The following is a 24,592-nucleotide window of genomic DNA, read 5'->3' on the forward strand; positions in this document are numbered from 1 at the left end:
TGGGCTCACCACACAGGCTACACCCGCCGGAGCGCCAGGACGGAATTGAGCCCGCCGAAGGCAAAGGCGTTGGACAGGGCGACCTGCACCTTCGCGTCTCTCGCCACATTGGGTACCACGTCGAGCGCGCATTCCGGGTCCGGTTCCTCGTATCCGATGGTCGGGGCGATGACACCGTCCCGCACCGCCATGATGCAGGCGAGAAGTTCGATGGCGCCGGTGCCGCCGATGCAATGCCCGTGCATCGCCTTGGTCGATGAGATCATGAGCTTGTCGGCATGGGCGCGAAACACATCCGCCACCGCCGCGCATTCGGTCTTGTCATTCGCCGCCGTTCCGGTGCCGTGCGCGTTGATGTAACCCACCTCCTCCGGGTTGAGTTTGGCATCCTGCAGGGCGCCGGCAATCGCACGGGCAGCGCCGTTCTTGGATGGCATGACGATGTCGGAGGCGTCCGAGGTCATGGCGAACCCGACGACTTCCGCAAGGATCTCAGCGCCCCGCGCCGTGGCATGGTCGTGATCTTCGAACACGAACACCCCGGCCCCTTCGCCCTGCACCATGCCGTTGCGGTTGGCGCTGAAAGGACGGCAGGCATCCTTGGACATCACGCGCAGCCCTTCCCATGCCTTGACGCCCCCGAAACAGAGCATCGATTCCGACCCGCCGGTGATCATCACCGGGGCAAGACCCCCGTGCACCATCTGGAACGCCTGGCTCATGGCATGGTTGGACGAGGCGCAGGCGGTTGAGACGGTGAAACTCGGACCCTTGAGATTGAACTCCATCGACACATGACTGGCGGCCGCGTTGTTCATGAGTTTCGGGACGACGAACGGATGTACCCGGTTCTTGCCGTCTTCGTAGACCGAGCGGTAGTTTTCGTCGAGCGTGGTCATCCCGCCGCCGGAATTTCCAAGAACAACACCCGAGCGCGCCGCCAATTCGCCCGAAAACTCCAACCCGGCCTGCGCCAGCGCTTCCCGGGCCGCGATCAGCGTGAATTGGGTGAAGCGGTCATAGAGGGACAATTGCTGGCGATTGAAATGCGCCGTCTCATCGAATTCGTGTACTTGCGCGCCGATCTGGATCGACAGGCGCTCCACGTCCTGGAACGACAAAGGGCCGATGCCGCAACGTCCCTCGCGCATTGCCTCCAGAGTATCCGGCACATTGAGGCCGAGTGCATTGACCGTCCCTGCCCCTGTGATGACGACGCGTTTCATGTTGTGTCAGCCGGACTGGTCCGCGATCAGGCGTTCCACACCTGCAATCACCGAAGTCACCGACGAGATGTCGAAATCGCTTTTGCCCGGTTCATTGGCGTTGAACGGCACTTCGATGTCGAACTCTTCTTCAAGAGCGAAGATGCATTCCACAAGGGCCATGCTGTCGATGCCGAGGTCTTCCATCGTGTCGTTCAGAGCAACGTCGGACGGCTCGATCATCGCCTGATCGGCAATGATCTTGATCACCCTGTCTTGCACGCTCATCTGTCCCACCCTTCAGACGCTTTCGTTGGGCGTGATTTAGTCACTGGGTTCGGTCTTTGAAACCGTTTTCTTGAGAGCGGCCACATCCGCAATCAGCCGCGGCAGGCGGCGCAGCTGCTTGTAGAGATCCAGTTGTGTGTCCATTTTCATGGCCGGGTAGCCAAGCATGACCCGCCCGGCAGGAACGTTGGACAGCACCTTGGTGGCGCCGCCGGTGATGACGTTGTCGCCGATGAAGATGTTGTCGCTGACGCCACTCTGGCCGCCCAGAACCACGTTGTTGCCGATACGACTCGACCCGGCGATGCCAACTTGCGCGCAGATCAGACAGTCATTGCCGATGACCACGTTGTGGCCGACCTGGGCAAGGTTGTCGAATTTGCAGCCATTGCCAATCTGTGTGTCACGCACGGTGCCCCGGTCGATACAGGCATTCGCCCCGAGTTCCACATCGTCGCCGATGGTCACGGAGCCCAGCGAATGAATGCGGGCATAGCTTTGGGCCATGGCATTCCCGGCATCGCCCAGCGTCTCGCGGACGTTTTCCGCGCCTGAGGCTTCCGGCGTCACAAAGGAGAACCCGTCGGCCCCGACCACCGCGCCGGGATGAGCAATGAAACGATCACCGATGCTCACGCCGTGCATCAAGCGGACACCGCTGTTGAGACGCGCGTCGGCCCCAAGGGTCACGTCTTTTCCAACGTAACAGGACGGTCCGATGACGCTTCCCGACCCGATGCGCGCGCCGGCCTCGATCACCGTAAGAGCACCGATGGATACGTCCGCGCCCAAGACCGCGTCGGGATGGATGATGGCGCTGGGATGGATGCCGGTCTCGTAACCACTGCCCGTGTCCAGCATGGCAGAGAGGCCGGACATGGCGAAACGCGGACGAGGCGCCATCAGGGCCGCGTCGAGGCCAAATGCCCGCCAGTCCGCGCCGTCCCATAGCATGGCGGCGCGGGCCTGGCCCTGAGTGAGCTGCGCCGCGAATTCCGGTTTCATGGCCAGCGCGAGGTCGTCGGGACCCGCGTGGGCCGGCTCCGCCACAGCGCTGATGGTCAGAGCCACGTTGCCTTCGGCGCGAATGCCAAGGGCGTCTGCGATCTCTGCGATGGAAAAGGGCATGGTGCCTCCGGCCTGACTGGCCGAAGGTTTAGCTTTGAATGCCGCCGATCTCCACCCCTGCCGCGCTCAGCGCGCGCCAGATTGATGCGTCACGGTCATAGACATCGCGACGGAACTGGACGTCGCCCTTCGGTGTGGTGAAGGCCGTGCGGTAGATCAGATGAACGGGGACCGGCGTCTCAAGATTAACGCGCGTTTCCTGACCGGTGCGCAGTGTTCTGTGGAAGAAGCCAACCGGGTCATCGGTCTGCGGGGCCAGAAGCGCGTAGGCGAACTCGTGCGGATCGTTCAGGCGGACGCAGCCATGGCTGAAGGTGCGCACCTCACGCGAGAACAGGGATTTCGCAGGCGTATCATGCAGATAGATGTTATGCTTGTTGGGGAACATGAACTTCACCGTGCCCAGTGCATTGCGCGGTCCGGGCCGCTGACGCATGGCAAAGGGGAAGTTGCGTTCCGTGTAGCCCGCAAAGCTGCGATTGCGGCTCACCACCCGACCGCGACTGTCGGTGATTTCAAGGTGTGATACTGCGCCGGGATTGGCGCGCAACTTGGGCAGGTACTCTCGCACGATGATGGAGCGCGGCACGAACCAACTTGGGTTGATGACCATGTGATCCATTTCGTCCGAGAATTCCGGTGTCTGACGGTCAAGCTCCTGATGGCCGACTACCGAGCGTGTTTCGAACGTCAGTTTTCCGTGGTCAAAGATGCGGGCTTTGAAATCGGTGATGTTCACAAGGATATGGCGGTCGCCCAACCCGTCTGGACGATTGATCCAGCGTTCGCGCTCCATCGCCACCATGACGGATTTCAGACGGTCCTGCGGCGCGACGTTGATCTCTGCAATGGTGCTCGCCCCGGCAATGCCGTCTGCGGTCAGGCCGTGCCGGTCCTGAAAGGTTGCGACGGCTTCCGTGATCGCGGCATCGTAAGATGCCGTAACAGTCGGTTTCAGGTATCCCATCCTGATCAGGCGGTCGCGCAGCGCGACTACGCCCTGCCCGCTATCGCCGGGTTCCATCTTGCGGGACGGCACTGTTGCGCCCCAGCCACCATGCGAAACGGCATGTTCCAGCCGCATCTTGGCCTTCATCAAACGCGTATATTCGTGGCTTTGCGGGACCAGCGAGGCGATGAAGGCCGATGGATCGTCTGACAGCAGACCCGACAGGTAGAAGCCCGCGTCGCGTCGCGGAATTTCGCGGACGATTTCACGGTGAACGCGTTGCGGCGTGTCGATCACACCGGTCTGCATGTCGCGCGCGAAGTCGAGATACAGTTCCGTCAACTGCACTTCGAGCGCACCGCGATCAAAGCCGTTTCGCACCGACGCCATGCGCGCCAGCAAAGCGTCCTGATTATAGCTGCGCTGAGGAAGGCCGTGATGCCGCGCGGATGCAAGCGCTTCGATCAAAGCGGTCCGGCGCGCGAAATCGGCCGGGCTGTCACCCGTCCAGATCGGCGCGAAACCGCGATCCCGGTAAAAGGCTGCGATCTCGTCGTCGCGCGACACATTCTCTGCCACAGCTTGCTGGAATGCAGTGACCTGAACGGCGTCGGATTTGACCGGCATGACAAATGCGGCCGCAGCCAGGGCAAGAACGGCGGCACTACGCAGGAATGTCTGGCGGGTCATAAGGTACTCTCCCTCGATCGTACAACGTCAGCGCATTGACAGCGCTTTGGGTTCCATCGTCATGCTGGTCGCCAAAGCTGTCCACTCACAAAAAGGTATATTTTGACAATTACTTTAAATTTGCGGCAAAGCTGCACCGCAGCGACAGGTGTAGCGTAACTTAAACACAGTTTGCGAATTTAAGCAGGTTTTTGCCGAAAATAATTGATCCCCGATTTTTCTCGGAACTTTAGGTTTTTTTACGATTCGTGTTGTGTCATAGTCACGCGCAATATCAGGCATTCGGCAGCGCTCGGGGAACGGCCTGGGCTTCAGACTTAAGTGAACACGGGACACACAGGCACTTATCAATGACTGACACTGGATCTGGCGGCTTTACGCGTCGCGGACTGCTGACTGCTTTTGCGGCGACGGCGGTTGCAGCGGCACCCACCTACTCGAACGCAGCGGGTTTCCTGCGCGGCGGAGGTGACATCCGACGGATCAAGATGCACTCCGGCCGAACTGGCGAACGCATCGACATGATCTACTGGATCGAAGGCGAATACATCAAAGACGCCGTGCGCGAAGTGCATCACTTCATGCGCGACTGGCGCACCAACGATGTGAAATCCATCGATCTGCGCACCATCGATATCATGGCCGCCGCGCACAACCTTCTGGACACAAGCGAACCCTACATGTTGCTGAGCGGCTATCGCAGCCCGAAAACAAACGCGATGCTGCGGAGCCGTGGTTCGGGCGTGGCGAAGAACTCGCTCCACCTCAAAGGTCAGGCTGCAGACTTGCGCCTCAGCTCGCGGTCGGTCAACCAGATGGCCCGCGCCGCCGCCGCCTGCAAAGCGGGCGGAGTTGGCCGCTACTCTGGCTCCGGCTTCGTCCACATGGACTGCGGCCCGGTCCGGTCCTGGGGCCGGTAAGACCTCAACGCTGATAAGACTGGAAATTTGGATGGGTGTCGCGGGGCGGCATCCATTTTTGTTTGTGCAACGCGGCAAACCGACCACCGCGCGGAACGCAGTGGTCGACGTCATGCATGAGTGACTAGAACGTCATCTTGTAGGTCAGCGCCCCGGTGAAGCCGCGCGAGCCGTCGAGACCGATGGAACTGCTGCCGGTCAGGCTGAGGAACGAACCCGATCCGAATTCCTTCACGACCGAGCCCGCGATGTAACCCCAGGTTTGATCCGGACGTGGTGCAGAGACGGTTCCGAGCGTGTTGGCGTTCGGTCCAAGCGACACCTCCAGCGGGTCATCGTTGAAATCGTGTTCGATCGAGCCACGCAGGTTGAAGGTCCAGCCATCCATGTTCTCCGGCGTGATGAGGGCAGACAAACCGGCGGTGATGCGGCTGGATTCGTACTCCGTCTCACCGAACGACAGGCTGGCCGCCCCATCGGACTCGGTGAAGCCATCCAGCGACACTCGTTCCCAAGTGTAATGGGCAAACGGATTGAGGCGCACCTGGCTGTTGATCGCGTAGAGCGCACCACCACCGATGCGGGCGAAGCGATAATCGCCTTCCGTGTCCGCGGTGTAGGTTTCGGTCGCCGGTCCTAGGGCGAAACTGCGAGTGATGTCGTCGACATTCACGCGCCCGCCGCCGAAGGCCGCGTTGAGATAGTACTTCGGCGACAAGGCGACCTGACCGAAGACGACACCGATGACGAGGTCGGTGTCAAAGCCACCGGCATCGTTGTCGAAATCGACTTCCCCATAGTCGAGGCTGATCCCCGCACCGATTGTGGCGTTCGGAGCGACGACGACATCCGCCCCGGCCTTCAGCACGCGTGTGGTGCCTTCGACGCCGGGCGTCACCTGCTGTGCGTCACCTTCAAAACGACCGACGTCGAGGCTGGCATACACGTCAACCTCGCCCACCTCGCGGCGGCGTGGTGCGCCGTTTTCGTCAGTCGTGCGCAGAACGGTCGGGTTCATACGGTTTTCAATCGACAGACCGTGCTGGCGCAGGGCTGTCATGGTCGCGATGGAAATCGCGCCGGTTTGTGTCGCGGCTTGCAGCCCCGCGAAAGACGCTTGACCGAACAAGGCGTGCGCCGACGTTGTGGGGTGAACGCCATCCGCAAAGATACGCAGTTCACTGTCAGCGCTTGCATCGACGCCCTGCAGACAGCCGAGCGAACTGCCGGGGCAAGCCGGGACCGTGGCCGCGTTCGGTGCGGTGAAGCCGTATTTTGCCGGATCCGCCTGAAGCGCGCCAAGGAGCTTTTGCGAATCCACGATGACGGCCTTGTCTCCAATCGAGGCAAGCAGAGTGTTGTTGAATGCGTCGGTCAGCCCCGTCTGAAGCGCGGCGCCCTGCGGGCCCGAGGACAGACCGAATGGCGTCGAACCGATATCCGGAATCGTGACCACGATGACCGACTCCGCGCCCGCGTTTTTGACCCGATCCACGAGGCCGACAAGCTCTGTCGCGGCTTGCGCCATGTTGGCGGCCGCATCCTGAGGTGTAATCGCCCCTACCCCAACGGCACCCGCCTGTGCAAAGACGTCGTTGGCACCGCCCCAAAGAATGACCAGGTCGTTCTCGCCCAGTTTCGGGCGATCTGCGAGCATGCGGTCCACCTGTTCGGCCAGGGACCGCGTCGTGATCCCTTGCGAAGTATTGAACCCAATCCCGCTTGGGTTTGTGACCCGAGACCCGCCCTCAGCATAGATTGTCCCGCCAAGGTCGACTTCCTGCAACCCGGCCAAGGGCACGGCGGAATAGACATTCGGACCAAGGCTCAGTCCCAGTTCGTTGCCCAGAACCTCGCCAAAGGTCAGCGAGGATCCGTCGGGCGCGTTGGTCAGGAACTTGTAGTTGATGACTGGCAAAAGCCCCATGCCCGCGGCCTGAACCGATTGCGAATAGGCCCCGGCGTCGCTCAGCGAGTCGCCGATGATGAACAGGTCGTCGAAGCGCAGTTCGTCCGCTGACGTAATGCTGGCCGCACAGGTCAATACCGTGCTCGCCAAAGCGAGTTTTCTGAAAGTCATCCGTTTCCCTCCCAAGGCTTTCAGCAGCCGGTTCTTTTCGTTGCATTTACTGGAACGGAATTGACGTAGGGTGAGTCAACGTGAATTTGCACGTCGGATGCATTTTTGGCCGATCTGACGCGTCGTCACATGCGTGACACCCGTCTGAACTGAACGCCGACTGCTAAAACCGCCGACCATGGCTCACCCTTCTTGCGCGACGGATCGGCGGAAAAGCAGAAGGCTCGTCGCAAGAAGCGCGAGGCCCAAAAGGGTCAGCGCGAGGAATTCGGGCCAGACTGTTTCAAGACCTGCACCCTTGAACACGATGGCCTGGCTGGCGGTCATGTAGTGACGGGACGGGAGGATGAGCGTGCCGAACTGAAGCCACACGGGCTGGCCCTCGATCGGGGTTTCGCCCCCGGACAGCATGAGCATGGGCAAAACGATCAGCATGACGAGCAACGCGAATTGCGCCATGGACCGGGCAAGTGTCGCCAGGAAAACACCGAGCGCCGTTGCCGTGAACAGAAAGAGCGCGGTTCCGATGAGAAACAGGAGTTTCGAGCCCGCAATCGTGATGCCCAGCGCGCCCTGCATGACAAAGGTGAGCGACAGTCCCGCGGCGATGAGCACAACCATTGCGTTCGCCCAAATCTTTGCCATCGCAATATCGAACGGGGATAGCGGCATCGCCAGAAGATGTTCGATTGTCCCGTGTTCGCGTTCGCGGATCATCGCGGCACCGGTGAGGATCGTGGTCAGCCACATGATCTGCCCGATCAGCGCCACGATGCCTGCAAAACGCACGGTATCCCGGTTCGGGTTAAAAGCGCTGCGCAGGACAAGGTCGACCGGCTGCGGCACGACAAGATCGGCGCCAAGGGCAAACCGCCGGATCTCGGTGCCAAGGATATTCGTGATGTAAGTGGCCCCGATGCCCGCCTGTTCCATCGCCGTGGCGTCGATGAGGACCTGGATTTCGGGATTGCGCCCCGCACGCACGTCTTTTTCAAAGCCCGGCGGGACCGCGACGACGAAAAGGAAGTTGCCCGCATCCATCTCGGTCGCGCCGGTGCCAGGGACGATTTGCACCACGGGTTGGAACTCCGGCAGAAAGAACGCGGCGGCAAGGGCGCGTGACAATGGGGAGTTGTCTTCGTCGGCAAAAGCGATGGAGGCATTGTTGACGGAGTTGGCGACGCCGGTGGCTTCCATCACCGGGGCCAATGTGAATGACCACACAAGCAGCGCCATCATCACCCAGTCACGGCGCAGGCTGACCATTTCCTTCAGACCAAGCCAGAATATGCACGCCAGACGCTGCATCTATTTCTCCTGCGCGCGCAGCGACAGCGCGGCAACTGCCGTGAAGGCCGGACCGAAACAGGCCAACGCAAGGATGTCCGGCCCCAGCGCCTCCCATCCCAGACCTTTCGTGAAGGCCCCTACGTTCAGGTGCAAAAAATAAGATGACGGCCAAAGCGACCCGATCACCTGCGCCCCGTCCTCAAGCGTGGAGACCGGCTGCAACAAGCCGGAAAACTGGATGGTCGGCACGACCGACGCAATGGCCGTGGCAAAGGTCGCGGCGACCTGGCTTGACGTCATCGTGGCAATGAACAGGCCGTATGAGGTCGTGGCCCAGATATAGAGAAACGCCCCAAGCGCCAACGGAAGGGGATCGCCCTTCAGCGGGACGCCGAAGAGAAAGACGGTCATCCCTGCGAGCAAGAGGAAATTGGCGTACCCAATGACGATATAGGGGATCTGTTTGCCGATCAGGAATTCCAGCCGCGTGGTCGGCGTCACGTAAAAATTGATGACGGAGCCCAATTCCCGTTCGCGCGCCACACTGACAGCGGCCAGCACGGCGGGAAGCATGATGAGCAGGATCGCGGGCATGGCCGGTGCCATTGCGGCGATACTCTCAAAGCTCTGGTTATAGCGGAAGCGCGGTTCGATCCGGGCAAGCTCTTCGTGCTGGACACCGCCTTCCCGGGCGATGACGCCAAGAAACGTCTGGTGCAGGCCAGCGACATAGCCTTCGACGGTTTCCCCCTTGAACGGAATCGCGCCATCCACTGTGGCCAGCACCTCGGTCGGTTCGCGGGATCGGAGCTGGCGGCCAAAGTCGGGCGGGATCTCCACCACAAGCGACACCTTGCCCGACTGTAGCTGGAGCCGACCTTCCTCAGCGCTTTGCAGTTGCGACCCAAGTTCGAAGTATCGCGACCCCTCGATCTCGGAAATGTAGGCGCGGCTTTCGGGACTGCGGGACAGGTCGAGCACCGCGAAATCCAGCTCTTCGATGTCGAGCGTAATACCGTAGCAGAAGACAAGCATGAGGATCGCCGACCCCATGAACGCGAAGGCCAGACGCACCTGATCGCGCAGAACCTCGACCGTCTCTCGGCGCGTGTAGGCCAAGGCGCGTCCAATGCTGCTTCCCGTCGCTGACGTATGGGCCGCGACCGCAACATCCGGCGCACGCACCGGAGTGGGTGGGTCCGCCGCTTCGAGGATTGCGATAAACGCCTCTTCGAGGCTGTCAGCACCCTCATCGGCCATCAAGTCTTCCGGCGTGCCTTCGGCCAGGACGCGGCCTGCGTGCATGAATGACACCCGGTCGCAGCGCTCTGCCTCTGCCATGAAGTGGGTGGACACAAAGATCGTGACACCTTCGTTCCGCGACAATCCAATGAGCAACGCCCAGAACCCATCACGCGCCTCGGGATCGACCCCGGATGTGGGTTCATCGAGGATTAGAACGCGCGGACGGTGAATGATCGCGACGGCAAGCGACAGACGCTGCTTGATGCCCAGCGGCAACGCCGCCGCAAGGGCGTCGCGATGCGCGTCCAGATCGAACCGCGACAGGAGATCGGCGATGCGCGCCTCCTGATCCTTGATCGCAAAGATGCGCGCATGAAGCTGCAGGTTCTGCAGAACGGTCAATTCGCCATAGAGCGAGAACGCTTGGCTCATGTACCCGATGTCCCGACGCAGGGCACGATTGCGCGCATCTACGGGTTTGCCGAACAAGGTCGCCTCCCCCGAGGTGATCGGCAGCAGCCCCGTCAGCATCTTCATCGTCGTCGATTTTCCGCAGCCGTTGGAGCCGAGAAATCCGAAGATCTCGCCCTTGTGGATCGAAAACTCGACGTGATTGACCGCGACGAAATCGCCGAATTTGCGGGTCAAGCCGTCGGCGGTGATTACCGGGTCGCCATTATTGTGGTTTTGCGGGGCGTCTTCGAAGGTCTCAGACGGACGACCATCGGCACGCAAGGCGCGATAGGCTTCCTCCAGATCCTCCATGTCGCCTTTGAGCGCATCGGGCGTGCCCTGAAACAACACCCGACCTGCATCCATCGCGACAATCCGGTCGAAGGATTCGGCCTCCTCCATGTAAGCCGTCGACACCAAAACCGTCAGGCCGGGCGTGATATCGCGGATGGCCGCGATCAAGGCCCAGAACTGCCGCCGCGACAACGGATCGACCCCTGTGGTCGGCTCGTCCAGCACCAGCAGTTTCGGGTCGTGGATAAGCGCGCAGCAGAGGCCAAGCTTCTGCTTCATACCACCCGACAGCTTGCCCATCAGCCGGTCGGCAAACGGTGCAAGACCGGTGGCGGACAAAAGCGCTTCGATCCGCACCTCGCGCTCGTCCCGGCCCTGCCCAAAGAGACGTGAGAAAAACTCGAGGTTCTCGCGCACCGACAATTCGGCATAAAGGTTCCGGCCCAGACCCTGCGGCATGAATGCGATGGCCGGGCAGATCTGCCGCCGGTGTTTGACATCGCTGATAGACCCGCCGAGCACTTCGATTTGTCCGGACTGCACCTTCTTCGCGCCGGTGATCAGGCCAAGAAGTGTCGACTTGCCCACCCCGTCGGGGCCAATAAACCCGATCAGCTGTCCTGCGGGCAAGTCCAGAGACACCGCATCCAACGCCACCGTCTTCCGATACAGATGCGAGACATCCGCGATCGTGATCGCAGCGTCCGTTTGCTCGCCGTTCATTCGAAAAGCTCTGGCGGAATGCGCCTTTGTAGCGCTTCGGGCCACTCTGCACTGCGGTCCAGCTGGATGACGGCAATACCCCGCAGCCCGGTTTTGACATGTTCGATCCGCCCTTCGACAAGGTCTTCGGGAATGCGGACACGGACCCGGAAGACAAGCTGCTCCCGTTCGCTCAGTGTTTCGACCTGCTTAGGCGTGAACTGCGCCTCGGGTGACACGAAACTGACCGCCGCCGGGATGCCGAAATCAGGCATCGCATCCAGGACGATCCGCGCGTCGGCGCCGATCGGCAAAAGCCCCGCCTCGCGCGCCGGAAGGAAAACCTCCATATACACGTTCTCAAGACTGAGAAGCGTCAGGATCGGACCGCCCGCCGGCACAACCTCTCCCGGCTCCGCCAGCCGGTACAACACGCGCCCGGGCATTGGCGCAAAGAGCTTGCTATCCTCAAGCTGTGCCGTGATCCGGCGCACCTCGGCCTCGGCCGCGGCGATCTGGCTCTCCGCCGTCGCCACCCGGGCTTTCGATGCGCCCAGCACGGCGTCTGCGACCTCTCGTGCTGTTTCACGCTCTTCGAACACCGTCTCCGAGATGTTCTGCCCCGCCAGAAGCGCCTGCGCCCGTTCCAACTCGTGTTCAGCCCGTCGCTGTTCGCTTTCACGCTGAACCATGACAGCTTCGGCTTCGGCCTTGATCTGGCGCGCCAGTGCCACTTCGGCCTTGGCCCGGTCCAGCGCTGCGGAGAGCTCATCCGTGTCCATTTCGACCAGAATATCGCCGGTGGAAACGAGGCTGCCCTCTGCCGCCATCACCCGCGCCACGCGCCCGGGAAGCGTCGGCGCGATCTCGACTTGCTCGGCCTCGATCCGTCCGTTGCCCTGAACAAACCCGACAGGCAGGTCCGCGCCCTCCTCAGACACGAACATGAACGCCGCCATACCCGCGAGCAGAAGCGCGGCGACCGCAATGAAAAAACTTTTTGACTTGAACATGACAAAGCGCCCCAAACCTCACGACACCGCCCCAATGTGGACAAGTCAAAGCATCCCGGCCTTGCGCTACATCAAGCGCAGGTCATTGGGTCGCTAAGTGACAACAAAACGGATTTTGGTGGGTGCGAGTGGGCGGGAATGGCGGAGGCTCAGTCCGACTAATTTCTTTAGCATTTACTTGTTTTGTAACAACTTCAATATCTCACTAGCAAAACATACCACATAACGCACCACACAGTGTGAAGTATTTGCCCCGACTGCATGATTGGCATGAAGGCTTAGGAGGCTCGAGGCAAGATCGACTTCAGCATTCACCTGCACTTAGCTACCCTATAAGTTGATTGCGGCTTTACTCAAAAAAAGAAATCGTGGCAAACAGACACCGCAAGTACCCCGTCAAGAACTATATCGGGATTTCAGCCGTTTAATGTGATGTATTGGATGCCCCTCCTGCCGGTTCATAATGGACTCGGTTGAGAAAGAAGGATGGAAACCAATGTCGAAACTTCATATTTTGGGTGTGGATTTGGCCAAGCGGACGTTCGCGGCCTGCGGCACGTGTAATAAGGGTTGTGTTATATTCAGGAAGAAACTGACCCGATCTCAGTTCCAGAAAATGCTGTCAGACCTGCCGCCTTGCATCGTTGCCATGGAAGCATGCAGCTCGGCTCACCACTGGGGACGCATGGCCCGCGCTGCCGGTCATGACGTGCGCTTGATCCCACCGCTCTACGTCAAACCATTTGTTAAGCGGCACAAGAACGATGCCATCGACGCAGAAGCGATTGCCGAAGCGGCGTCCCGACCCTCAATCCGAACTGTTGCGGTGAAGGACGAAGACCAGCAAGCGCAGGCGGTGCTCTTTCGCACGCGCGAACTTTTCGTGCGGCAACGCACTCAGTTGATCAATGCGGTACGGGCACATCTGGCAGAATACGGGATCATCTTGCCCCAACAGCGTCGCAACGGGCACGCCTTCGCATCAAGGTGCCGGACTGAATTGGACGCTGCGCCTTCAGAAGTCATAAACATCGTGCATGCGTATCTGCGCCAGATCGAGAGCGTCGATACGGAGGTCGCCGCTTTCGATGTGAAGATCAAGAAAGGCGCGCTGAGAAACGGAAAAGCGCGGCGCATGCAAACCATGCCCGGCATTGGGCCCATGACCGCCAGGGCCGTTCAGGCCTTTTGTCCACCTACAGAGAATTTTCGCAAAGGTCAGGATTTTGCGGCCTGGCTGGGATTGGTGCCGCGACAACATTCAACGGGCGGTAAGGATCGGCTTGGGCGGATCACGAAAATGGGTCAGCGTGACGTGCGAAAACTCCTGATTATCGGCGCGATGTCCGTCATCAGTGCGAGCGAACGCAAAGGCCATTGCGATGATCCCTGGCTCGCCCGTATGCTTATGAGGCGACCACGCATGTTGGTAGCCGTTGCCCTGGCCAATCGGATGGCACGACGGCTCTGGGCAATGCTCGCCGAGGGTTGCGACTACGACATTCGGGCTGCCGCCTAAGTCGGCGCAGTCAGGATACCGGCAGGACTGAGAGGACGAAGGACAAGTTACGGAACACGACGATCATGAGATCGGCAGCGGGAAAACCAGGATAAAACGGCGGCCTTCGAGCCCGTTAATGTGATTGGGGCCCGCGCCTCGCAACTCCATAAGGGCCCGCCGCGCGTGTCGCGGCACACCAGAGGCCGGACACATGACTGCACCCGATCAGGCGTTCCAAGACTTTGAATTCACTCACAGTAAACGGGGCATCCACAATGTTTTATGGTAATTAATCCCTTATCCAAAGGGATCGTCGATGACACCGATCAACGGCATTAGAAACTCACCGTCTTGCGCTGACTGTGCTGCTTCAAGAAATTGGTTGGATTGGCCGACCGCAGTACTGACGCTCTCCTGCGTTCTGGTTAAAAGATTCATGACAACATCAGCGTTGTTGGTGTTAGACATTCCGTTGATGACAGCGAAGTGCACTCCGATATCCGTTGCGTTCGCCAAGTATTGCTGGTCGAGAGCACGGGCCACTATCTCAGCCTGCGTAGCGTCAGGCGGTGCATTTGCTTTTGCGCCCTCAATGATGCTTCGAATGGCGGCCCCTGGTGTCACTGCGCCTTGCTCCAGAACGCCAACCCAAAAGTCTCTGCCACCCGGATCGGGCGACCGATCCAAAACATTGGTATATATCGCCGTCACAAAAGCGATCACATCGGTAATCTGAGACCCGTCTTCATTCAAAGAAGATGCATAAACAGATCGAGTTTCGGGTTGATCAAAGAAAAGTTCAGCCATACGAGGTAGATCAACCTCACCTCTGGCAAAGCTGGAAGCCCAAAAGTTTAAACCAATTGCGTCCGGGGCACGGTTGAAATAAGCGATGTAGAGTTCAGCCATGGCGGCAAACTGATTGCTGTTCAGACCTGGAGCATCGTCAAAGATATCAAGGTTCATTGGCCCGGCGCCAAACACATCAATCTCTGTTCCGAAGTCCAACATCTCGATACCAGTAAGGGTATCTGTTCCCCGCCCGTCAGGACGGCGATCAATTACTTGCGTCTCGTTGGCGGAAATGGACAGGGTGTAACTGTCTTGGTTTCCTTCCAGGATGACGGTATCGGTTCCATCACCCCCAATCACACTGTCATTCCCGTCGCCCGAATAGATGACGTCATTCCCGGCACCGGAATGAACTGTATTGTTATTTGTGAGAGACTTTATCGCGATCTCGCTCAAAAGCGCTGCTGGCAAAACGAGCTCGAACCCACCAACAATTTCAATGCGAATGAAGTCCACTAGCCGCAAGGGGGTCCCATTCAGCTCTAAGGAGTCAAAAAGTAACTCCTGACCGTAACTTTCATGAATGTCCACGTTGATCACAAGGTCAACATTATCGACATCTGGAAGCTCATACTCCCTTCTCTCGGAGTTGCCTTCCGGAAAATAGATGAAATCAAACACCTGGAATGAGGCTATCTCTGTGCGGTCGGAAAGGGAAATTGTCACAGTAGGATAGACTAGATTTTCGTCAAAAATAATCGGATCAAGAGGACTGTTGAGAGCATAAGGCTCAATCACAAATGTATTAGGTGTCACTTCCCTACTAGAAGACCGCAGATCGATTACATCGGTTCCGGCTCCGCTGCGTATCTCGTCGTCACCAAACCCAGCTTGGATTGTGTCATCTCCAAACCCGCCTAAGAGGTCGTCAGCTTTATCAGAGCCTTGTACGTTCAGGTTAATTGCTCCTGCGTCACTACCCCCAAAGAAGCCCGCAATGTCCTGCGCAACAAGTTTGTCATGAAAGTGGTTTGCCCAAAGTCCATAGCTTACCTCTTGATCGTTCGGCTCCTGGAAAAACTGCGCGAAATACGATTGCGTCCAGAAAAATACCCCCTCCAGATCAGCAAGTTCTGACAAGAAAACATCGATAGAACCATTGATAACCGTCTGCTGTCGACCTTCATTGACAACCACGTTCTGTGAATTCCAAGAAGCTTCGGTCTGTTCGAACCAAGTTTGATTTCCACCGCTTATAGGGAAGGAGTTGAACTCAGTGATAAAGACAGGCGTATCAGTTCTCTCGATGAAGTCTTTGAAGGCTTGAAGTGTATTTGATCCGTAAAGGTCATCTGACCAAGCGACGTGAACATCTTCCCGTGCAAAGTTATCACCATTCAGAAGTTCGGGATACATGGATAGTCCAATAAAATCCAGATCCTCAACAAAAGTGACCGACTGGTACTCAATCGTTGCACTGCTTGCAGCAGCACTATACCCTACAAGTCCGTCAAAATGACCTCGAACACTAAAAATTAAATCCTGCCAATCAGGGTAAAATTCATTTCGTACAGTGATATTAAACAACTCGCTACCGATCATAACTCCTTTTGCGTCGGCAGCCTGAGCAAAATTAGCTATTTCAACGATAATTTTCTTGTATTCGGAAAACCAGTTATCTGGATTTTCAGGAAGCACGTCGAACCAGTCAAATATGCCTCGAGTTGGATCATCTGTAATGAATAATACGGGTTTGATAAAGACATCAATGTTCCGCGCCGCGGCAGCATCGATGATGTAGCTGTATGTTTCAAAACCAACATCATAGTCGCTATCAATCTTTGGATCGGAGGATGAAACTGTTGATTGAGACAGCGTCATATCCAAAATGATAGCATTCGCGTTCATGCCTGATATCAGGTCCAGGCTTGCCTCGATCTGAGTACGTTGTTCTGCTTCAAGGTTTCGAATTGCTCCGGGAGGGCCCGAGCCTTCGTATATGGAATAGGCAAATCCTCGAAACTCAAACTGCTGTTCGACTGACATAGTCGTTGTGCCTCTTCCACTTACCTGTGGTGTTACTTTCCCCAAAGACCATGCCTCTTCGCCCTAAGTCGGTCAATCAAACACAGCATAACGATTGTACCCCTAGCGTATTGTTGGGTTTCGAATGCCAAAAACGGTGGGTTCTGACCACCCTGCCCTGCTCTCCTGAAATCAATGACTTAGGCGTATCACCGACCCTGGGCAAAGCCCCAGAGGTTCTGACACGTTTTTCCCCGGTATCTGCCTTACACCCCAGAGGGGTCGAAGCGCCCTTTCGTGAACGACGCGGCAACCTGCATGCAACGCGCCTTTCATGAAGGACAAGGGCGGGATGGAATAGGTGCGGCTCACGCCGCACCGTCCTCGTGTGCTAGGAGCCAGGTCGATGCCTGGGATGCCTTGGCGGCGGCGCTGAAGATCGCTTTCTTGTCGTTCTTCAGGACACGCAGCCAGTTCTTGATGTAGCAGGCATGATCATTACGCGGCTCGGGTGTGATCCCGAGATCAGCGCAGATGAATGCGGCACCTAGCTCAGAAATTAGCTCTTCCATCGCATAGGATTCATCACCAAAGCGCCCTGAGAGATCGCGGGCAAGCCGCTTTTCTGCGCCCGACCAGTGCACCAGCTCGTGCGCAAGCGTTGAATAGAAGCCTTCGGCCGGGGTTGTGGTTTCGGTGCCCGTGAAGCGACGACGCTCAGGCATGCGGATCACGTCCAGGGACGGGATGAAACAAGCCTTGTCGCCACCCTCTTCGATCTGTGCGCCTGTGGTGCGCGCGAAGTCTTCGGCGCGTTGGATCGGGTCGAATGTGGGTCCTTCGGGAAGCTCTTCGGCCACCACTTCGAAACCTTCCACCTGGGCGGCGTTGAAGACGCGGCTGGCGCGAGCCATCATGCGCTCACCGGCCTCTGCTTCACCGGTTTCTTCATTCACATCTTCGACTTCGAAGGTCTTGTAGAAGACGACGAGCGAGGATTTTTCACCTTTGCGCACCTGGCAGCCTTTTTCCTGCCATTGGCGATACGTACCCCAGACATTGGAAGGAAACTCGCAGGCCAGGGCGGATACCCAAAGGCTCAGGACATTGATGCCGTTGTAGGGGTTCTTGGAGGCGATGTTGACAGGACGCTCGAAGCTGCCGCCTTTGTTTGTGATCCAGGGAAGCCGGAAGTCTCCGGCGGTTTCGATCGCATCGACGATGCGGGTGGTGATCTCCTGATGGATATCGAATTTCTGTGTCTTGCGGGCCATGAGCTTTCTCCTTTCGCCGTTTGAAAGCCGCGACTGTCGCGGCCTGATGGCGACCGGTGAGGCAGGACCAAACAGCCCTTGCACCCCAAAGGGGCGGGCAAAGCGAAAAGACGGCGCATGCCGTTGCGAGGGCTGGGGGGGGGTCTGCCAGGGATGCCCAGAAGAAGGCCGGGACTGGCGCGCTCAAAACTCTTGGCGAGAACAGGAGAAGCGTGCCCCGCAAAGCGGACACGAAGAAGCTATTCAAAAATCAGGGGATCAGTGACGCTGACGTTACTTGATGCGGGAAACCGTGGAGCGGGACACCCCAAGAACGCGGGCAATCTCGGCATTGTCCTGTCCATCAAGACGCATCTTGAGAACCACGTTGCGCTGAAACTGTGAGAGTTTCGGGGGTCTGCCTAGCCTGCGCCCTGCCCGTCTGGCACGTTCGCGGCCCTCGGCGGTGCGTTCGGCAATCAAGGATCGCTCGAATTCTGCAAGACCGCCCAGGACAGTGAGAATGAGTTTACCGGTGGGCGTGGTGGTGTCTGCCCATGAATCCGTCAGCGCCTTCAACTTCGCGCCCTTGGTTTCGATCTCGTGGACGATATCCAGAAGATCACGCGTTGATCTGGCCAACCGATCGAGGCGCGTGATAACCAGCACATCCCCTTCGGAGAGGGTGGCCAAGGCTTTCCTCAACCCGGGTCGATCACTCCGCGCCCCGCTCATCGTCTCTTTGAACACGGGATCGCACCCTGCCGTGCCAAGCTGTTCTAGCTGAGCATCGAGGGTCTGGCCGGAGGTGGAAATGCGCGCGTAGCCGATCGAATTCATATAGGTATTATGAACGCGATTTCTGCACGCTCCAAGATATTGATATGATTGGATCGAGAAAGGTGTGCATAAGTCTTGAGTTGTTGAACTTAATAGTTTTGTAGTAGCCAAAACCCGTCGAAAGCGTGCCACCACCTCATGCAGACACATTCTTGATTGCAGGTCACCTCTTTGCGAATGGCGTTGCCACCCAAGGGGTTGATCGATACTCAAAATTGCAGCAAGATAAAAACATTATACTTACACGTCTTTGATCGAAAACGTTATTTTGGAGAGGCCGATGCCTAAGACAGCGCTCTTAACACCAGTCTACAATCCTGGAATTTTTGGCCCAGGCCATTCGGCTCTTGTGATTGGACCAAAAGTCTATTCGTTCGGCGATAACGGGGGTTGGTCCGTCATGGCATCAAAGACTTACATGCAGAACAATAGAAGACGCTCCGTTCTAGTGCAGCACTTAGATGGCAATAAAGTCGACGGCGACGCGATGTTCCGTTATGTTGAAGGGTCTGTAAATGACAACGCCTGGTATGTTTGGAATGGGCTATGCAGCCATCAAGCTGCATATGCCATAGATGCCGCCACAACTGAAACGTTCGATCCGGTTGGATTCAACACACCCTATGCGGTCGCTGCCACTGTAGCGGAAAAGAAATACGAGACTGATCGGTATCTTGTGCTCGCCACGGGCCCCAAGAGCGAAATCGAATCATTGAAAGACTTGATGCATACCGTGGCGAAATACCCTCATGCACCTGTCGGACAGCCAAAATTCTTTGAATGGCAAATCTGAGCGAAATGTAACCGACAGATCGGCCTCGTGCAAAAATCACAAATTTTGCACGCGTCGGCAGGCTCTTTGATATCAGCTACTTACTGCGTGCAGAAGTTGCGTGCAAAAATACCAAGGTGACGACACATGGAAAACCGATGGGGATTGAGCTCACCAGACGCTGCTCTGTAGCGGCTGTTCATGCCCTGCGCGGCAAATTGGGGGAACGAGCCATTTGCCGACTTTTGCTCGGCCATAGTGGCAGGTTTTTACACCGCCGTTGACACAGTTGAGAAAACTGATGAGTGGAGTTGTTTGATCAGGCATAACAGCACACGTTCAATGACGTGCGCTGTTATGGTTCTGCTGTAAAATGCTCTTACTAAGCGTAGCCCTCAACTGTCTCAATTGACGTACCAACAACTTCAATTGGAGTGGCATAATCAAACGGAGACAGTTCATGCTCCGAGCCAATATCACCGCTATCAGCAATCATATTCAACATGGGCAGATCATTTAGAGCTAGTTCATCGACAGAAGCCATCTGCGCGAATGTTTCTGTGAAGTCACTAAGGCGGCCGTAAACATCAAAGATGCCAATTGGATCGTCAATCCGGCTAAAGCCGAAACCGGATAGAGTGGATCCGTCATTCACTGTGAGGACCATCGCCGGTATGGGATCAGACTGCGAGCCATCCGCCAGGAAGGTTGTATCGACCAAGGTTGGGTCAAGGCGCAACGTTGTGCCAATTGGCAGTGTCCCGTCGCTAATCAGCGCCTGCAATGGCCCCTGCAAGGAATTGACGAAGCCCTGATGTGTCCCGGCCACGTTGGCAGCATCAGACTCCAAAACCACCTGCGTTGTAGTTCCAGATTCATCCGTAACGCCAAACACAAGACCATCAATATCGATGTTATTTAGCCGGTTGGGGTCGCCCGCGAGCTCCGCCGCTTGATCCAAGAGGAAATAAGCCACACTGCTTATGGTCGTTGGTCCACCGCTGCCGCTTCCCTCAATTGTACCATCAATCCGAACCGTACCAGTGAACAGGGCGGATGTTGCTGGCTGTCCTGGTGCTGGCAAGGATGTTCCAAACGCTGATGCAACCTGGTCGTATCTCAGAACGCTGCCAACGCTGGCATCAAGTGGCGTGCCGCCAAACACATAGGCAAAGTCGTCAGGGTTCCCCAGGAAGGTAATGGTGTTGCCATTGACTTGAAGTTGAAGGCCATCGCTTAGGAAACGTGCATCTTCGATAACGAGGCCTGCAGGCAGGTTAATCCCGCTGAGATTGTTATCTGTGATAACAACATCACCAAGCAGGTTCGGCAGGATGGTATAGGTATCAATCCCCCCAAAATCCACGAACTCAAAGACTTGACCATCAATATTCACGTTCGAATTACCAGCATCCAGTAACACTGGCCCAGATGCAATAAATGCGTCGTCATTGGTGATGGTGATCCCGATAGATGCCCCACTGAAGGTCGCTGCTTCACTCACAGCTCCGATGCTTAAAACGAGCGTCTCATCTGGTTCGACTTGCGCATCACCGATGATGTCTACGTCAAAAGTGACCGTCTCAATGCCAACACCAAACGAAACAGTGGATGGGATGCCCGACACGTCATTGTTATCCGCAGTTCCACTTTGAGAAATATCAACGACCGCTGCGTTGTCAGAAACATCCCGTGAGATCGAGATCTGAACCGTTTGGGTGCCAATGTCACCTTCATCTACCACAAGCGCATTGGTGTTAATTGTGTAGTTTGGCAGATTAACAACTTCCAAAATCGCATCGACGACATCATCAGCGTTCGCCGCCGAAACGACGGCTCCACCTGTGGCTGACGCTAGTTCTTCGTATGCGGCTTCTGCCTGGCTATCATCACCAATCAAAACTGTAAAAATTTGCGTCGGCAACTGGTCCAGTGCCACACTTGAGGCCACCAGAGACGCGGCCTGACTTGACGCTGAACTCGTAAGCGCGAGTTGAGACGCGAATGGTACAGGCCCGAGTGGATCATCGACATTGGCGTTCAGATTCTGCGCTTTCGCAATGGCTTCATCCCGAAGCTCTGTGTCGAACGGTGGTTCATCCGTGAATACGATGATTTGCCGACTCACACCTGCATCCGTTCGGAAGGCACCTGCATCGCCGTTGAGCGAACTCAGAATTGCGCCATAAGCTGGCTCCAAACCCCCATCAGAAACCTCTACGCTCGCGACACCAGTCAAGGCTGCAGAAATCCGGTCTTCGATATTCTCTTGGCTCGTGAACTCAAGAACAGTGAAGATTTCACCTACGGTGTTGAAGGTAATAATGCTGATCCGAGCATCTGCCCCGTTTTCAAACGCAGCGGCAATGATATCTTCCGCTTGCGCCTTAACGCTCGCAATATCATCGTCCATACTTAAGCTTATGTCGATCAACAACGCAATATCGCGACTTGAACCGACAACCTCCAAAATCGATCCGCCATCTGGGAGCGTTTCATTAAGAACTCGTAGCGATGCACCAACAGGCTGGGTTGTTAAATTGATTGAAATCTCGGAGCCAAATAACCCGGAAAAGCCACTATCAGCGTTGATGCTGATCCGATTGGAAAGAAGAGCAACATCACTTTGGGTTACGGTCTCGCCAGATATCCCAATACGGTCGCCAATCTCCAAGTCGGTAATGGTGTCACCATCCAGTTCGCCTGGAGTACCTAAGAACAGATCAACTCCCGAGCCACCCGATAGCGTATCATCACCTCCACCACCATTTAGTGAATCGTCGCCAGCAAACCCCTCGATATAGTCAACATTTTGACCGCCCAGAATGTCATCCGCCTGATCGCGACCGATAAAAAATGCGCTTGAACCAAAGTGATCAGATGTCGTCACGTCTTTATCGGAAACTTGATTATCCGTTGAGACAACAACAATCACGCTATCCCTAGTCATTTCACTGTAGAATGAAGAGCTCAAAATTCTCTGAACTGCTTCGATGTAGCCGCTTGAATCATGTGAAGAAACATCGCTTGGCCCAAATACAAGCCCTGGCCAATTTTCGTCTGAATAATCATCATCGAAAAGAACGATATTGTCAGTAGTCGAAAAAAAATCTGAATTCACAAATGGCGTCGAGCGTGGGATTGCTTTGAAAACCCAATCGTTCTCAAACCCAACATTCAGAATGCTAGGACTGGACGATATCTTAGGGGAGGCGACTGTCAAAAAGTTTGCGTTATCGAATACGCCATCGAATTCTGTAGATGACACGCTTCGAAGAATATTTGCAGCAGCTGCTCCAAGACTATGGCCAACAACATTTATCGACAAAATGTTGTTAGAAGACTCTACTGCGTAGTCAGCAACAGCCTCGAGAAGACTGTCAAACGCATTTATATAGTTGTTATTCCCGATTATGTCTAAGTATGTTGTAAAATCCGCGAGCAGCGCTGATAAGCTACTTGTATCAGTCCCTCGAAACGAAACTGTAAGTTCGGTACCATTCTGAAAGACTTGCGCAGCAGGAGCTCCCAAAAACCCAGCGCTTCCAACGAACGTTGTTCCATCAAAAGAACCTGAAAGAAAACCTTCTTCAAAACCAATTTCGTCACCGGATAGTGCTGTCCACCCTGTGGGCGGCAACTCTCCAAAATAGGAAGCATTAGAGAGCGATACGAGTTCAACCACTCTTTCGGGGGTCAGACCATTGAAGTTGAAAATTGTCATTCAAGAGCGCCTTAGCTAAAAGTGAATTTACGGGGAAAGGACAGTCCTACAAGCGGCATGCATTGGATCGCTTCTTAACACCAATTCGCAAAAATCGGTCGGCGAAAAGCCTGCTTCGTTTTCAATGCTGGTACTCGCACCGAGCGCTAATAGAGTTTGCGTTGCTTCCAAGAGATTAGCATCTATTGCATGATGCAGCGGTGTCCTTCGGTCATTATCCAAATGGTCCAGATCACTGCCATTTTCAAAAGCTAGAGATATTGCGTTCGCACTATTTTTATTATTAATTGCTGCGTGCACCACATTCTGATTACGACCGAACCTATAATTTGCAATATCGACGCTCTCTTTACTTGCAATAAAGCGTGATAGCTCACTGGGTGACATGGTCGCAAAAGCCTCCGCCAACGACAAACCGTCACCACCGCATGAAGAAAGTAGAAAAGCTGCTCCAAAAATGTACTTTAGCATGTTCTGTTGCGCCGTGCACGTATAGACATCCAACTCGTTGTAACCTTTATTATCAAAGCATGTATCGTTAGACTTGTCACGAGCAAAATATGAGCTTGATGTGCTTAGCCGCAAAAAGCCGTACGGCATATAGTTTCAGTTCGCCAAGTAATAGTCGCGAATACAAGCGCCTTGGAAGTGCAATGAATCCTGATGGACACTATTTCGGGCTCACTTGTCAATTACCTTTGAAAGTGATCGATTCCGATCCCGCGATCTGACACGGTACTGCTCTTGCACCTGATCAACACGTGGTCGAGCCATGTAGGACGCGATATTGCGGACCAAGATTTTGCGTTCCTGGCGGTGTTTGGATTTCACGCTTTTGACGCGATGTTGTAGCTCTTTGCGTTCTGTCATCTGCGCCAGGATTAGTTGATCCCGTTGGTCTTGGTCGCGCTTGGCGCAGGCCACGGCTTCCTTTTCGTTTTGAAGCCGTGTGGTCTAAGCTGTCCCCGTAATCCGATCAAACAGCCCACGAAGACCTGTGTTCAATCGCTCTGATCGAACCCTTGTCTCTTCGATCCATCGCTCTTCCTGTTTGCGTTTGAGCATAGTCCGCTCTTCTCGTTGCGCCAAAACCAAGTCGCGTCTCTCTTCATGGTAAGGGAGTATCTCATCATCATGACGAGATTTGATCTGATCGATGTAACTTTTCACCTGCGATGTCATTTTGGAGCGCAGATGCGCCTGTGTCTCAGACACTGACGGTAGGTCTTTCGGATCACCGAGTTTGGCTTTGACCTCGTTCGTTTTGATGCCGGACCAGCGACTGACCGCATATACATTGCCTTGAATGTCCAAGGCGACAAAACGACGGCGGTCACCTCTGGCGAGGAACATGCCCCGAACTTCCAGTGCATGTTTGAAGGCAGTGGTGGTATCCGACCTCTCCCAAGCTTCGTGAAAGAGTTGTTT

At 56.1% G+C, this 24,592-nt stretch carries 17 protein-coding genes; 3 read left to right on the plus strand and 14 right to left on the minus strand.

Translation table 11 applies throughout. The features are described 5' to 3' along the window. Positions 1-17 precede the first annotated feature (17 nt). Genes BUA42_RS14535 through BUA42_RS14550 form a run of 4 tightly spaced genes read right to left on the minus strand, consistent with a single transcriptional unit; the run spans position 18 to position 4,260 of the window. On the minus strand, positions 18-1,226 hold the full coding sequence (locus BUA42_RS14535; protein WP_072778956.1) for a beta-ketoacyl-[acyl-carrier-protein] synthase family protein: 1,209 nt from the start codon (positions 1,224-1,226) through the stop codon (positions 18-20). A gap of 6 nt (positions 1,227-1,232) precedes the next feature. Continuing rightward, the gene (locus tag BUA42_RS14540) at positions 1,233-1,493 is read right to left on the minus strand and encodes an acyl carrier protein (RefSeq protein ID WP_072778964.1); all 261 of its coding nucleotides are present in this window, start codon (positions 1,491-1,493) and stop codon (positions 1,233-1,235) included. A gap of 36 nt (positions 1,494-1,529) precedes the next feature. Further along, positions 1,530-2,621: a UDP-3-O-(3-hydroxymyristoyl)glucosamine N-acyltransferase gene (gene lpxD, locus BUA42_RS14545; RefSeq protein ID WP_072778966.1), complete on the minus strand. Its 1,092-nt coding sequence runs from the start codon at positions 2,619-2,621 to the stop codon at positions 1,530-1,532. A 28-nt stretch (positions 2,622-2,649) separates the two neighbouring features. Next, entirely contained in the window at positions 2,650-4,260 is a 1,611-nt protein-coding gene (locus tag BUA42_RS14550; RefSeq protein ID WP_072778968.1) for a L,D-transpeptidase family protein, read from the minus strand. Positions 4,261-4,610: 350 nt separating this feature from the next. Here BUA42_RS14550 and mepK point away from each other — a divergent pair, with 350 nt between their 5' ends. Further along, entirely contained in the window at positions 4,611-5,180 is a 570-nt protein-coding gene (gene mepK, locus BUA42_RS14555; protein ID WP_072778969.1) for a peptidoglycan L,D-endopeptidase MepK, read from the plus strand. A gap of 124 nt (positions 5,181-5,304) precedes the next feature. On the opposite strand, the gene BUA42_RS14560 is transcribed toward mepK, so the two are convergent. The 4 genes from BUA42_RS14560 to BUA42_RS14575 all read right to left on the minus strand — a co-directional run bounded on the left by BUA42_RS14560 (position 5,305) and on the right by BUA42_RS14575 (position 12,257). Then, positions 5,305-7,260 (minus strand): autotransporter domain-containing protein, encoded by a 1,956-nt coding sequence (locus BUA42_RS14560; RefSeq protein ID WP_072778971.1) that lies wholly within the window; start codon positions 7,258-7,260, stop codon positions 5,305-5,307. Between the two features lie 183 nt (positions 7,261-7,443). Continuing rightward, positions 7,444-8,568, minus strand: coding sequence for an ABC transporter permease (locus BUA42_RS14565; protein ID WP_072778973.1), 1,125 nt, complete (start codon positions 8,566-8,568; stop codon positions 7,444-7,446). Then, positions 8,569-11,265 carry a ribosome-associated ATPase/putative transporter RbbA gene (gene rbbA, locus BUA42_RS14570; protein ID WP_072778975.1) on the minus strand — a complete coding sequence of 899 codons (2,697 nt, stop codon included), beginning with the start codon at positions 11,263-11,265 and terminating at the stop codon, positions 8,569-8,571. Next, complete coding sequence (locus tag BUA42_RS14575; RefSeq protein WP_072778977.1) at positions 11,262-12,257, minus strand: HlyD family secretion protein; 996 nt, start codon at positions 12,255-12,257, stop codon at positions 11,262-11,264. Before BUA42_RS14575 ends, rbbA begins: the two co-directional genes overlap by 4 nt. Positions 12,258-12,753: 496 nt before the next feature. Between BUA42_RS14575 and BUA42_RS14580 the strand changes: the two genes are divergently transcribed. Then, on the plus strand, positions 12,754-13,776 hold the full coding sequence (locus BUA42_RS14580) for an IS110 family RNA-guided transposase (RefSeq protein ID WP_072778979.1): 1,023 nt from the start codon (positions 12,754-12,756) through the stop codon (positions 13,774-13,776). Between the two features lie 279 nt (positions 13,777-14,055). Here the strand turns inward: BUA42_RS14580 and BUA42_RS14585 are convergent, their stop codons facing one another. From BUA42_RS14585 to BUA42_RS14600, 3 genes are all read right to left on the minus strand, one after another. Then, a complete protein-coding gene (locus tag BUA42_RS14585) occupies positions 14,056-16,596 on the minus strand; it encodes a glycoside hydrolase family 113 (protein ID WP_072778981.1) in 2,541 nt (846 codons plus the stop codon). 347 nt (positions 16,597-16,943) lie between these two features. Continuing rightward, entirely contained in the window at positions 16,944-17,849 is a 906-nt protein-coding gene (locus BUA42_RS14590; protein WP_072778983.1) for an ArdC family protein, read from the minus strand. Positions 17,850-18,122: 273 nt separating this feature from the next. Beyond that, positions 18,123-18,668, minus strand: a complete 546-nt coding sequence (locus BUA42_RS14600) for a recombinase family protein (protein WP_072778986.1) — start codon at positions 18,666-18,668, stop codon at positions 18,123-18,125. A 280-nt stretch (positions 18,669-18,948) separates the two neighbouring features. Here BUA42_RS14600 and BUA42_RS20965 point away from each other — a divergent pair, with 280 nt between their 5' ends. Next, on the plus strand, positions 18,949-19,461 hold the full coding sequence (locus BUA42_RS20965) for a hypothetical protein (protein ID WP_143152708.1): 513 nt from the start codon (positions 18,949-18,951) through the stop codon (positions 19,459-19,461). A gap of 361 nt (positions 19,462-19,822) precedes the next feature. Here BUA42_RS20965 and BUA42_RS14610 read toward each other — a convergent pair whose 3' ends face one another. From BUA42_RS14610 to BUA42_RS14630, 3 genes are all read right to left on the minus strand, one after another. Next, positions 19,823-23,164, minus strand: coding sequence for a VWA domain-containing protein (locus BUA42_RS14610; RefSeq protein WP_084066244.1), 3,342 nt, complete (start codon positions 23,162-23,164; stop codon positions 19,823-19,825). 27 nt (positions 23,165-23,191) lie between these two features. Further along, positions 23,192-23,764, minus strand: a complete 573-nt coding sequence (locus BUA42_RS20970; RefSeq protein ID WP_143152709.1) for an ankyrin repeat domain-containing protein — start codon at positions 23,762-23,764, stop codon at positions 23,192-23,194. A gap of 354 nt (positions 23,765-24,118) precedes the next feature. After that, the gene (locus BUA42_RS14630) at positions 24,119-24,517 is read right to left on the minus strand and encodes a hypothetical protein (protein ID WP_072778997.1); all 399 of its coding nucleotides are present in this window, start codon (positions 24,515-24,517) and stop codon (positions 24,119-24,121) included. Between the last annotated feature and the right edge of the window lie 75 nt (positions 24,518-24,592).

The sequence above is a fragment of the Marivita hallyeonensis genome, from assembly GCF_900129875.1.
Classification (GTDB): Bacteria; Pseudomonadota; Alphaproteobacteria; order Rhodobacterales; family Rhodobacteraceae; genus Marivita; species Marivita hallyeonensis.